This window comes from Caulobacter sp. S45 (assembly GCF_903642205.1).
In the GTDB taxonomy this organism is placed as follows: Bacteria; Pseudomonadota; Alphaproteobacteria; order Caulobacterales; family Caulobacteraceae; genus CAHJWH01.
In genome coordinates, this window is record NZ_CAHJWH010000104.1 from 1 (window position 1) to 11,683 (window position 11,683).

Here is an 11,683-nt window from a genome sequence, read left to right on the forward strand (position 1 = left end):
CGCGTCGGGTGTGCGCCGGGTGGAGGCCCTGACCGGCGAGGCGGCGCGTCGCCACCTGCTCGACCGGGCCGGGGTTGCTGAGGGGCTGGCTGCGCAGTTCAAGGTCCCGCCTTCGGAGGTGGCCGCCCGGGTCGAGGCGCTCACGGCCGACCGCAAGCGGCTGGAGCGCGAACTGGCCGACGCCCGACGCAAGCTGGCCCTGTCTGGCGGTGCGGGTGGGGCGGCCTGGGAGGTCGAGGAGATCGGGGGCGTGAGGTTCATCGGGCGGGTCCTTGAGGGCGTCGACGGCCGGGGCCTGCGCCCGGTGATCGAGGATTTCCGCAAGCAGGTCGGCTCGGGCGTGGTGGCGGTGGTGGGCGTGAGCGAAGGCAAGGCGGCCATTGCGGTCGCCGTCACAGCCGACCTCGTCGCCCGAGTCTCCGCGGCCGATCTGATCCGGGCCGCCGTGCCGGCCATGGGCGGCCAGGGCGGCGGCGGCAAGCCCGACTTCGCCCAGGGCGGCGCCCCCGACGGGTCCAGGGCGCAGGCGGGGGTGGACGCGGTGCGGAACGCCCTGACCTGACGCGGGAAGCGGCACGCGTGAGTTGAGCGCCAGCCTCTCGCGCCAGCCCTCTCGAGCAGCAGTCTACCGCCCAGCGCGTCGCGGTTTGCCTCGCCGGAAGCTCCGCGCGGAAAAAAATCACAGGTTGAGAAGTGTAGCGGTGCAACCGATGACCTGATCGGGATCGCTGGCGGTTGACGTCTCGGCAGTCCTTCTGCAGCGTCACGGGCTCAAGACTCTTCGGATCCGGCTTATGAACGTCCTGGCCAAGACCTCTGAGGGCGCCACACCGCTCAACCTTCGGGTGCATCAAGGAAGCACTGGTGAGGGGCAGTGGGCCGAGGTCTTCTACGGCTCCGGATTTGACCTACGGCGCATGCTGGTGGTGTTCCGGGCGCACGGGTGGCTGTTCGCCCTTGTGGCGACGCTGATCTTCCTGCCCGCGGCCGTCTACACGGCGATGGCGCCACGCATCTTCACCGCGACTGCCAGCGTCATGCTGGAGGCGCCCCAGAAGGCCGGTCCCAACGGCGAAGTGCAACCGGCCCAGCCGCCAGACTCCTCCGTCGTCGACACCGAGGTCCAGCTGGTGCAGTCGCGCGACACGGCCAAGCAGGTGGTCGACGCCCTCAAGCTCGGTCCTGACGCCGCCTTCTGGGCCGGCTCGCACCGCAGGGCGCCGCGCGACCCCGACCTCCGTCGCGAGGCGGCCATCGGCATTCTGCAGGGCGGCCTGAAGGCAGGTCGTTCCGGCCTGACCTCGGTGATCACCATCGGCTTCTCGTCAAGCAACCCGAACCTGGCCGCGCGCATCGCCAACGCCTACGCCGAACAATGTTTGATCGCCCAGAGCCTGGCGAAGCTGAGCTCCAGCAGACAGGCCGGTTCGGCCCTGAGCGACAAGCTGGACAGCCTGCGCAAGGCCGCCCTGGCCGACGCCGCCGCCCTGGCGCAGTTCCGCACCGCCCACCGCCTCTACAGCAGCGAGGGCACAGCGCTGAACGAGCAGGAGGCCACGAACTACAACGAGCAGCTCTCCCAGGCCCAAGCCGACCTGACGGGAGACCAGGCGCGCCTGAACGCCGCCAAGTCCCAGCTGGCAGGCGATGCGGAGGACGCCCAGATGGTCGCTCTCGACAGCCCCGTGCTGCAGACGCTGCGGGCGCAGCGCTCCCAGCTCACCGCCCTGATCGCCCAATTGTCCAACCGGTACGGCCCGCGTTATCCCGACGTGATGGCCGCGGACAAGCAGCTCGCCGACATCAATGCAGGCGTCCAGGCCGAGGTTCGCCGCATCGTGTCCGAACTCCAGACACGCGCCGAGGTCTCCCGCCAGCGAGTCGCCAGCCTTCAATCTGCGCTGGGGACAGCGCGAGGCCGCCTGGCCGGCGGAACCGCGGCCTCGGTGAACCTGGACGAGCTCCAACGCCGCGCAGATGCCTCGCGTCAGGTCTATGCGGACTACATGGCGCGTTACCAGCAGACCAGCGCTTCGCAAGGAACAGAGATGGCTGACGCGCGGATCACCAACCGCGCTGATCCGCCCGTGAAGCCGTCCTCGCCCAACGTACGGCTGAACTTGGCGCTGGGCTTGATCGTGGCCGTTGGCGCGGGCGTGGGCGCGGTCTTCTCCCGCGAGGTGCTTCAGTCGGGGCTGGCCACCGGCGAAGACGTCGAGCAACGGCTCGGACTGCCGCATCTGGGCTCGGTGCCCGAGCTTGCCTCCGTCGCCGACCGGCAGGACCGTGACATGAGCCCGTCCGACTATCTGCTCGCAAAGCCGCGGTCGGCTTTTGGCGAGGCGGTACGGGGCCTGCGGACATCGCTGAAGTTCGTCGGCGGCGCGGAAGGCGCCAAGATCGTGGTGCTCACCTCCTCCCTACCGGGCGAGGGCAAATCCACCACGGCCCTGTGCCTTACGCGCTCCGCGGGCAGGGCTGGCGCGCGGGTGCTCCTGATCGATTGCGACCTGCGCCGCCGATCCGTGACCAAGCTCATGGGTTTGGACCCGCAGGTCGGTCTGCTGGACGTGCTGAGCGGCGCCGCTCAGTTGAAGGATGCGATCCTGCTTGATGAGGCTTCGGGCGCCTACATCCTGCCGCTCGCCAACGCCTCCAACTCGCCGGAAGAGGTGTTCGAGACCGCCGTCATGGACCAGTTGCTGCGTGACGTCGCGGCGGCGTTCGACATCGTGTTCCTGGACACCGCGCCCGTGCTCGCCGTGGCCGAGACCCGCGTGCTGGCGGCCAAGGCGGACGCGGTGCTGTTCCTTGCCCATTGGCGCAAAACGCCTGAGAAGGCGATCGTCGCGGCGCTGAAGCTGCTGGACGCCGCAGGCGCGCCCGTGACGGGCGTGGCGCTTACACAGGTCAACATGGTGCAACAGGCGCGCTATGGCTATGGCGATGCGACCTACTACTATGCGGATTACAAGACGCACTATAGCGCATGAGCGACGGTTCGGGAGCGTGTTGCGTCCTGTCGAGGCGGCTTCGGCGGCTTCCCAGGATTACAGATTTACTGGAGTCCAACGGCCGTTAGCAGGCTGAGGAGCGATTCCGCCCGCGTCTGCAAGCACCTGCCTCGACGGCGAGGCGAGGGCGCGGTGGCCGCCATGCTATCTGCCCCTCACAGGGCTTGAGCTTCGGTTCAGGCGGCGTTCGCGGTGGGAGCGAAAGCCTGCAGCGCCGCGCCAGCCCGCTTGGGCCCGAGCACCGACATGGCCGTGCGGCCGGAACTCAGCAGTCGACCCCCGACCCGGCGCAGGTCTTCCAGCGAGATCGCCTCGATCTGCGCACCCAGTGTCTCAGGCGGGAGGAGGCGATCGAACAGGTGCAGGTGGGCGGCGGCCTGTTCCGCCCGGGCCATGGGTGATTCGCGGGCCATGAACAGGTGGGCCTTCAACTGGGCCTGGGCGCGCGCGAGCTCGGCTGGGCTCGGCGCATCGCTCAGGGCCATGATCTGCTCGGCGGCGACGCGGGCGGCCCTCGGCGCGTCCGCTGCGGCGCTGCCAACATAGACGCCGAACACACCCACGTCCTCGTAGCTCTCGCAGTAGGCGTCGATCGCGTAGGCCAGTCCCATCTGTTCGCGCACGATCTGGAACAGCCGCGACGACATCCCGCCGCCCAGGATCTCGGCGAATAGACGCAGGGCGAAATAGTCCGGATCGGACGCCCCGACGCCTTCCATGAGCAAGACGAGGTGAGCCTGTTCCAGCTTTCGGGTCTCGGCTTCCGCGCCGCCGACGAAGCGGCCGGGCTGGGTGGACAGCTCGTCCGAGCCGCGTCGCGCGTCGCCGAAGGCGGCTTCGGCCAGGGACAGCAACTCGTCCTCGTCCAGCGCCCCTGCGGCCGAGACCACGATCCGCTCGGGACTGTAGAGCGCCCGATGGTAGTCGCCGAGCGAGGCCGGCGTGGCGCGGCCGATGCTCTGCACGGTGCCGAGGATCGGGCGGCCGAGCGCCTGGCCGGGGAAGGCGTGGGCCTGTGCGAGATCGAAGACCTTGTCATCCGGCGCATCCGCGGCCTCGGCGATTTCCTGGCCGATGACGGACTTCTCCTGCGTCAGGTCAGCCTCCGCCATCGTGGGGCGGCGCACCAGGTCGGCCAGGACCGACATGGCCAGGGGCACCCCGCCGGCGAGACAGCGGACCTGAAAGCTGGTGCGTTCATAACCGGTGGCGGCGTTGATCTGGCCGCCGGCCGATTCGATGACCTCGACGATGTCGCGGCTGCTACGGCCGCCGGCGCCCTTGAACACCATGTGCTCCAGGAGGTGCGACCAGCCGTTGCGCGCCTCATCCTCCCAGCGCGCGCCGCCGCGTATCACCACCGAAAGCGCTGAGCTCTGCAGTCCGTCCATGGGATCGGCGACGATGCGGACGCCGTTGGAGAGGCGGTGCAGACGTGGGCTCAAAGCGGAGGGTCCTGTGTGGGCGGGGAGCAAGTCAGCCCGCGGCGAAGCGGCGTATATAGGCCTTCACGGCGCTGGCGTCCGCAGCCAGGCGGTCGATCCGTTCGTGGCGGTCGAACAGGCCGTGAGCGCGGGCGTGCAGGGCGGGGTCGGCGCCGGTGGCCGCGCGCACGGCGTCGGGGAACTTGGCGGGGTGGGCGGTGGCAAGCACGACCAGGGGCGTGTCGTCTGTCGTGGCCCGCCTGGCGGCGGCGAGGCCTACGGCGGTGTGGGGGTCGACCAGCTCGCCGGTCTCGTTCAGGGTGGACAGGATGGTGCGCGCGGTCTCGTCCTCGCCGACCGCCTGGCCGGTGAAGCCGTCGCGCATATAGGCGAGGGTGGAGGGCGCCAGGTCGATGGCGCCTTCCACGGCGAAGGCCTCGAAGGCGCGGGCGGTCTCCACCGCATCCCGGCGGGAGGCCTCGAAGTACAGCCGCTCGAAATTGGAGGCGACCTGGATGTCCATGGCCGGGCTCTGGGTGGCCAGCACTCCGGCCTGGGCGTAGCGGCCGGTCTCCAGCGCCCGAGCCAGTATGTCGTTGCCGTTGGTGGCCACGGTGATCCCGGCCACGTCCAGCCCCATGCGGCGCGCGGCGTAGCCGGCGAAGGCGTCGCCGAAGTTGCCCGTGGGCGTGGCGAAGGCGATCGCGCGGTGGGGCGCGCCGAGCGCCACGGCCGCGGTGATGTAGTAGACCGACTGCGCGGCCACCCGCGCCCAGTTGATGGAGTTGACGCCGGAGAGGTCCACGTCCGTCTTGAACACCTCGTCGCGGAACAGCCCCTTCACCAAGTGCTGGCAGTCGTCGAAGGTCCCGTCCACAGCGGCCACGCGCACGTTGGCGTCACGCGTCGTGGTCATGAAGCGGCGCTGCACCTCGCTGATCTTGTCGTGGGGGAACAGCACCACGATGCGGGCATGGCGGGCGCCGCGGAAGGCCTCCACCGCCGCGCCTCCCGTATCGCCGGAGGTGGCGCAGACGATGGTCAGGGTGCGCTCGCTTCCCGCAAGCGCCGCGTCGTAAAGCCGCGAGAGCAGCTGCATGGCCACGTCCTTGAAGGCGAGCGTCGGTCCGTGGAAGAGCTCCAGCAGGAAGAGGTTGTCGCCAAGCTGCTTCAGCGGCGCCACGGCGGGGTGGGCGAAGGTGGCGTAGGCGTCCTCAGCGATCGTCTGCAGCTGGTCGCGCGGGAAGGCGTCGCCGGCGAAGCGCGCGATGACCTCGGCGGCCACGTGGGCATAAGGTTGGCCGGCGAAGGCGGCGATCTCGGCGGGTGAGAAGGCCGGCCACTCTTCAGGCACGTAAAGGCCGCCATCCGGCGCCAAGCCGGTGAGCAGGACCTGCTTGAAGTCCGCGGGCGCGGCTCGGCCGCGGGTGGAGACGTAGCGCATCGGCGTCCCGCTCAGGCCCGCCGGGGGCGGCGCAGCTTGGCCACGTAGACGCCGGCGAGCCCCGCCGCGAGGCCGAACCAAGTCAGGGCGTAGCCAAGGTGGTTGTTGGGGATGTCGGTGGGAATGGCTGCAGGGCGCGGGCCGGGCGGCGGGGCGGCCGGGCGCTCCAGCATAAGCACGACGGGGGCCGGCGCCGGGGCGTTGAGGGCTGCGGCCATGGCGGGGATGTCGCGGGTATGCCAGTCGTTGCGGGCCGCCGTATTCGGCAGACTGAGCCAGGTGGCGGGCTCAGGCCGGCGCAGCACGCCCACGATGGGACCGTCCAGGGCGGGCCCGGGGCTCACCTCGTCCAGGTGCTCGCGATCCACAAAGCCGCGGTCCACGAGCAGCGTGCTGTAGCGGCCGCCCGGCAAGGGGCAGGCCGTGATCAGCCGGTCGCCCAGCACCCCGTCTAGCAGCGCGTAGAGGTGAAGCGTCGGGGTCTGCTGCAGGGTAGGGCACGTGGCCTGGACACGGACGAAGTCCACCTCGCCCTGCGCCGGTTGGCCGGGCTTCCCCAGCCGGTTGAGCACTACGTCGAGCGGCTCCGGCGGGGCGGACTGCAGAGCGGCGATCTTGGCCAGCAGGGCGGTCTTCCAGGCCAGCCGCTGCACCTGCCATGTGCCGAGTCCCAGCAGGATGGCCACGCAGACGGTGACGGCGATCAGCGGGAACAGGTGGAAGCGGGGTGCGGACCGGGCCCCGGTCCGGCTCGCGCCAGCCAACCGGGGACTAGACCCCGCCACGACGCGCTTCGGAGGCTTTGTTGTGGAACTGCAGCGAGATCATCAGGCCCTTCAGCGGCCGGATCAGCGCCACGGAGGCGATCCCCGCCACCGGCATCCAGACCAGCAGGGTGATCCAGATCGGTGGGTGCAGGGACAGGTCGGTGAACAGCACCCCGAAGCAGCACAGGAAGCCGACGATCAGGATGATGAACACCGCCGGCCCGTCTCCACTTTGCAACCGCGAGAAGTCCTGGCCGCAGGCGGGGCAGCCCCGGGCCAGCTTCAGGAAGCCGGCGAACAGAGGACTGCGCCCGCAGTTCGGACAGCGGCAGGTGAGCCCCGCGACGACCGGGTTCGCGCCTGCCACGCGTTTACGTCGCCGCGTGGCCCTGGAACACCACGTAGATGAAGGCGAACAGGAACAGCCACACCACGTCCACGAAGTGCCAGTACCAGGCCGCCGCCTCGAAGCCGAAGTGCTGGCGGGGCGTGAAGGCGCCGTTCAGCAGCCGGATCAGGCACACCAGCAGGAAGATGGTCCCGATCATCACGTGGAAGCCGTGGAAGCCCGTAGCCATGAAGAAGCTGGAGCCGTAGAGGCCGCCGCTGGTGGAGGTCTCGTTGAAGAACAGCTTCTCGAGAATGATCTCGCGGTATTCGTAGGCCTGGATGCAGGAGAACATAGCCCCCAGGATGACCGTCAGGATCAGCCCGGTGCGGGCGTTCTTGCGGTCGCCGTGCTGCAGGGCGTGGTGGGCCCAGGTGATGGTGGTGCCCGACAGCAGCAGCGTCAGGGTGTTGATCAGGGGGAAGTGCCATGGGTCGATGGTCTCCACGCCCTTGGGGGGCCAGGCGGCCCAGGCGGTGCGGACCTCCTCGATGGGCGAAAAGGTTCGCACGTGGTGGAACAACGCCATCTCGAAGAACATCCAGAACCACGCCACGAAGAACATGATCTCCGAGGCGATGAACAGGATCATGCCGTAGCGCAGGCCGAGCGACACCACGGGCGTGTGGTCGCCCTCGTTGGCCTCCTTCACCACGTCGGCCCACCAGGCGCCCATGACGAACAGCAGGCCGGCCAAGCCCATGCATAGCACCCACGGCGTACCCTTCGGCACGCCCAGGATGCCCTTCAGCAGCATGACCAGGCCGATGGCGGTCATGGCGCCGAAGATGGAGCCGACCAGGGGCCATGGGCTCGGCTTGACCAGGTGGTAGTCGTGGTGAACGGCGGCGTGGTCGGCCATGTGCGCGCAACAACCCTAAGCGTTTCGGGCGGCGCGATGGCGTACGCGGTCACCCCGGATCAAGGGTGAGCTATAACCTTGGGTTCGCGCGGAAGCCAAGGGCTGATCTCCCTCTCCCGCAAGGGAACAAGGGCTATGCGGCCGCGCCGCCTCTCACCGGGAAGAAGGTATAGCTGAGGGTGATCTCCTGGAACATGCGGGTGTTCAGGTCGGTCGCGAACTTGGGCTCCACGTAGTAGATCACCGGGAAGCGCTCGGTCTGGCCCGGCTGGATGGTCTGGTTGCTGAAGCAGAAGCACTGGGTCTTCAGAAAGTAAGGGCCGGCGGACTCGGGGGCGACATTATAGGCGGCGCGGCCGGTGAGGGGCGCGGTCCCGTGGTTGGTTACGGTGAAGAAGGCGAGGCCACCCTGGCCGAGCTTGATGGTCTGGGCGACCTGGTCGGGAGTGAAGCTCCAGGGCAGGTCTCGGACGTTCGCGTCGAAGCGGACGGTGATTTTGCGGTCGATCACCTGGGCGGGCGCGCGCTCCACTCGGCGCACCGTGCCGTCGAAGCCCGTGGCCTGGCAGAAGGCGCGGTAGAAGGGCACCGCCGCATAGGCCAGACCGACCATGGAGAAGACGCCGCCGGCGCAGATGGTGGCGATCAGGCCGTGGCCCTTCCGGCGGGGCGGCTTGCGGTCAGAAGCCATGACCGCCGGCCAGCTTGATCATGCTGACGACGAACACCACCAGCACGAAGGCGACGAGCGCCAGCGCTATGCCCAGGCTGCGCATGCGGCGCGCCTTGGCGGCGGCGGGACCTTCGCCGAAGGGGTCTTTGGACGGGGAGGTGGAAGTGGGCGTCTTCATCGGGTGAACCGCATCAGGCTGTGCTCCACCAACAGGGCCGCGAAGAGGCCGAGCAGGTAGAGGATGGAAAAGGCGAACAGGTCGCGCGCCGCCTTGGCGTCAGGCTTCACGGTGTAGAGTACCTCGCCGCCCTGGGTGGCCGGGGCCTGCGCCGTGTCCCCGGCGTGGCCGACCAGCACCCGGGAGGCGAGCAGGAGGAACATCGCGCCGCCGCCGATCGAGACGATGGCGTAGAGCAGGTGGCCGAGACCGGTGAACACCGGGACCACGGCCAGGGGCGCCAGCACCAGGCTGTAGGCGAAGATCTGGCGGCGGGTGGAGCGGGCGCCGCGCACCACCGGCATCATCGGCACGCCCGCCTTGGCGTAATCGCCGCTGGTGTAGAGCGACAGGGCCCAGAAGTGCGGCGGGGTCCACATGAAGATGATGGCGAACAGCAGCCAGGCGTTCAGGGGCACGCTCCCCGTCGCCGCAGCCCAGCCGACGACCGGGGGCAGGGCGCCGGCCGCGCCGCCGATGACGATGTTCTGCGGCGTGGAGCGCTTCAGCCACACCGTATAGACCAGGGCGTAGAAAACGATGGTGAAGGCCAGCAACCCTGCCGCCACGAAGTTCACCGCAATCCCCATCAGCATGACGGAGAAGAGAGCCAGCACCACGCCGAAGGCCGCCGCCTCCGCCCGGCCGATGACGCCCGCAGGGACGGCGCGGCCGCGGGTGCGGCGCATCATGGCGTCGATGTCGCTGTCATAGGCCATGTTCAGCGCGCCCGAGGCGCCGGCGCCGACCGCGATGCAAAGGATGGCCAGGAAGGCCAGGAACGGGTGGATCGGGGTGTCTGCGCAGACCAGTCCGGTCGCCGCGGTGAACACCACCAGCGACATGACCCGGGGCTTCAGCAACGAAAAATAGTCCCGCGGCGCCGCCGGGCTGGCGGTGCGGGGCGCCATGGCCTCAGCCATCACATCCTCTGGAGGAGAAAAGAAGAAGGCGCGAACCGGATGGCCCGCGCCTTCAAACGCCTAATTGGGGGGCCGATCAAGCGGCCGCCAGAGGCGGCTGGCCAAGCGACCGGCTTAGTGGGCGTCCGCCTCGATGACCGGGAGGTCGTTGAACTGATGGTACGGAGGTGGCGAGGACAGGGTCCATTCCAGCGTCGTGGCGCCGTCGCCCCAGGGGTTGGCCACGGCCTTGCGCCTACGGATCGCCGACTCCGCCAGCATGACCACGAACACCGCAATGCCGGCGACGGTGATCATGTAGCCGTCCGTCGACACCCGGTTCCAGAAGGCGAAGGCGGTGGGGTAGTCGACGTAGCGCCGCGGCATGCCTTGGGCGCCCAGGAAGTGCATGGGGAAGAACACCACGTTCACGCCCACGAACATCAGCCAGAAGTGGGTGGCGCCCAGGAACTCGTTGTACTTCACGCCCCACATCTTCTCGTACCAGTAGTAGAAGCCGGCAAAGATGGCGAACACCGCACCCAGGCTCAGCACATAGTGGAAGTGCGCCACCACGTAGTAGGTGTCCTGGAAGCTGTAGTCGACGCCGGCGTTGGAGAGCACGACACCGGTGACGCCGCCTACGGTGAACAGGAAGATGAAGCCGATGGCGAACAGCATGGGCGTCTTGAAGTCGATCGAGCCGCCCCACATGGTGGCGATCCAGCTGAAGATCTTGATGCCCGTCGGCACCGCGATGATCATGGTGGCGGCCGAGAAGTAGGCCTGCAGGTTCACGTTAAGACCCACGGTGAACATGTGGTGGGCCCACACGACAAAGCCGACCACCCCGATAGCCACCATGGCGTAGGCCATGGCGAGGTAGCCGAACACGGGCTTCCTGGAGAAGGTCGCGACCACGTGGCTGATCATGCCGAAGCCCGGCAGGATCAGGATGTAGACCTCCGGGTGGCCGAAGAACCAGAACAGGTGCTGGTACATCACCGGATCGCCGCCGCCCGCGGGATTGAAGAACGAAGTGCCGAAGTTGCGGTCGGTGAGCAGCATGGTGATGGCGCCGGCCAGCACGGGCAGGGACAGCAGCAGCAGGAACACCGTCACCAGCACCGACCAGACGAACAGCGGCATGCGGTGCAGCGTCATGCCGGGCGCCCGCATGTTGAAGATGGTGGTGATGAAGTTGATGGCGCCCAGGATCGAGCTGGCGCCGGCCAGGTGCAGCGACAGGATAACCAGGTCGAAGGCGGGACCTGTGTGGCCGATGGTGGAGAGCGGCGGATACATGGTCCAGCCGCCGCCGAAGCCGCGGCCCGGCCCGCCGTCCACGAACAGCGAGGTGACGAGCACGCAGAAGGAGGCCACCAGCAGCCAGAAGCTGATATTGTTCATGCGCGGAAAGGCCATGTCCGGCGCCCCGATCATGATCGGCACGAAGAAGTTGCCGAAGCCGCCGATCATCGCCGGCATGACCATGAAGAAGATCATGATCAGGGCGTGGGCGGTGACCACCACGTTGTAGCCCTGCTTGGAGGCCTCGATGATGCCGATCTTCGACAGCCAGGAGCCGGCCGTGAATATCTGGATGCCGGGCTCGGCCAGCTCCAGCCGGATCAGGCCGGACAAAGCGCCCCCGATCAGGCCCGCCATGATGGCGAACATGATGTAGAGCAGCCCGATGTCCTTGTGGTTGGTGGAGAAGAACCACCGTACGAAGAATGACGGCTTGTGGTCGTGCTCCGCATGGGCGCCGCTTTGGATGGCGTCGTCGTGGGCGCTGTAGGTCGCGGTCGACATATGCGTCAGGCCCTTTCCGGAGTGGCGAGGGTGAGGATCAAGATCTTGTCCTGCATGGGCTCAGCCGCCGGAGTCGGGGCTGGCGGAGGAGGTGGTGGCGCCGGTCAGCTTGGCCGGGCGGGTGGTCTGGGCCGCCGGCGGCGGGACAGGCGCAGAAACCGGGGTGGCGGCGGGGGC

General features: G+C 68.5%; 11 protein-coding genes. 2 read left to right on the top strand and 9 right to left on the bottom strand.

The annotated features are described in order from the left end of the window. Together HUV06_RS10845 and HUV06_RS10850 are read left to right on the top strand one after the other, a co-directional pair. Positions 1-562, top strand: a 562-nt coding sequence (locus HUV06_RS10845) for a DHHA1 domain-containing protein (protein WP_254601059.1), incomplete at its 5' end; no start/stop codon positions are given. A gap of 232 nt (positions 563-794) precedes the next feature. Beyond that, positions 795-2,993: a Wzz/FepE/Etk N-terminal domain-containing protein gene (locus HUV06_RS10850; protein ID WP_174301287.1), complete on the top strand. Its 2,199-nt coding sequence runs from the start codon at positions 795-797 to the stop codon at positions 2,991-2,993. A 197-nt stretch (positions 2,994-3,190) separates the two neighbouring features. Here the strand turns inward: HUV06_RS10850 and HUV06_RS10855 are convergent, their stop codons facing one another. From HUV06_RS10855 to ctaD, 9 genes are all read right to left on the bottom strand, one after another. Next, positions 3,191-4,459 carry a M16 family metallopeptidase gene (locus HUV06_RS10855; RefSeq protein ID WP_371811065.1) on the bottom strand — a complete coding sequence of 423 codons (1,269 nt, stop codon included), beginning with the start codon at positions 4,457-4,459 and terminating at the stop codon, positions 3,191-3,193. A 31-nt stretch (positions 4,460-4,490) separates the two neighbouring features. Continuing rightward, positions 4,491-5,882, bottom strand: coding sequence for a threonine synthase (gene thrC, locus HUV06_RS10860; protein WP_174301288.1), 1,392 nt, complete (start codon positions 5,880-5,882; stop codon positions 4,491-4,493). A gap of 11 nt (positions 5,883-5,893) precedes the next feature. Beyond that, positions 5,894-6,667 carry an SURF1 family protein gene (locus HUV06_RS10865; RefSeq protein WP_174301289.1) on the bottom strand — a complete coding sequence of 258 codons (774 nt, stop codon included), beginning with the start codon at positions 6,665-6,667 and terminating at the stop codon, positions 5,894-5,896. Then, positions 6,654-7,016, bottom strand: a complete 363-nt coding sequence (locus tag HUV06_RS10870) for a DUF983 domain-containing protein (protein WP_174301290.1) — start codon at positions 7,014-7,016, stop codon at positions 6,654-6,656. Before HUV06_RS10870 ends, HUV06_RS10865 begins: the two co-directional genes overlap by 14 nt. A gap of 4 nt (positions 7,017-7,020) precedes the next feature. After that, positions 7,021-7,899 (bottom strand): cytochrome c oxidase subunit 3, encoded by an 879-nt coding sequence (locus HUV06_RS10875; protein WP_174301291.1) that lies wholly within the window; start codon positions 7,897-7,899, stop codon positions 7,021-7,023. 133 nt (positions 7,900-8,032) lie between these two features. Beyond that, positions 8,033-8,590, bottom strand: coding sequence for a cytochrome c oxidase assembly protein (locus tag HUV06_RS10880; protein WP_174301292.1), 558 nt, complete (start codon positions 8,588-8,590; stop codon positions 8,033-8,035). Next, positions 8,580-8,750 (bottom strand): hypothetical protein, encoded by a 171-nt coding sequence (locus HUV06_RS10885; RefSeq protein WP_174301286.1) that lies wholly within the window; start codon positions 8,748-8,750, stop codon positions 8,580-8,582. Before HUV06_RS10885 ends, HUV06_RS10880 begins: the two co-directional genes overlap by 11 nt. Further along, on the bottom strand, positions 8,747-9,712 hold the full coding sequence (locus HUV06_RS10890) for a heme o synthase (RefSeq protein WP_174301293.1): 966 nt from the start codon (positions 9,710-9,712) through the stop codon (positions 8,747-8,749). The genes HUV06_RS10885 and HUV06_RS10890 overlap by 4 nt, the downstream gene beginning before the upstream one ends. A 114-nt stretch (positions 9,713-9,826) precedes the next feature. Then, positions 9,827-11,506, bottom strand: a complete 1,680-nt coding sequence (ctaD, locus tag HUV06_RS10895; RefSeq protein ID WP_174301294.1) for a cytochrome c oxidase subunit I — start codon at positions 11,504-11,506, stop codon at positions 9,827-9,829. Between the last annotated feature and the right edge of the window lie 177 nt (positions 11,507-11,683).

Excerpts from the sequence above, each read along its gene's own strand:
- ctaD (WP_174301294.1), bottom strand. The coding sequence starts at position 11,506 with ATGTCGACCGCGACCTACAGCGCCCACGACGACGCCATCCAAAGCGGC.
- HUV06_RS10880 (WP_174301292.1), bottom strand. The coding sequence starts at position 8,590 with ATGGCTTCTGACCGCAAGCCGCCCCGCCGGAAGGGCCACGGCCTGATC.
- HUV06_RS10875 (WP_174301291.1), bottom strand. The coding sequence starts at position 7,899 with ATGGCCGACCACGCCGCCGTTCACCACGACTACCACCTGGTCAAGCCG.
- HUV06_RS10850 (WP_174301287.1), top strand. The coding sequence starts at position 795 with ATGAACGTCCTGGCCAAGACCTCTGAGGGCGCCACACCGCTCAACCTT.
- thrC (WP_174301288.1), bottom strand. The coding sequence starts at position 5,882 with ATGCGCTACGTCTCCACCCGCGGCCGAGCCGCGCCCGCGGACTTCAAG.
- HUV06_RS10890 (WP_174301293.1), bottom strand. The coding sequence starts at position 9,712 with ATGGCTGAGGCCATGGCGCCCCGCACCGCCAGCCCGGCGGCGCCGCGG.
- HUV06_RS10885 (WP_174301286.1), bottom strand. The coding sequence starts at position 8,750 with ATGAAGACGCCCACTTCCACCTCCCCGTCCAAAGACCCCTTCGGCGAA.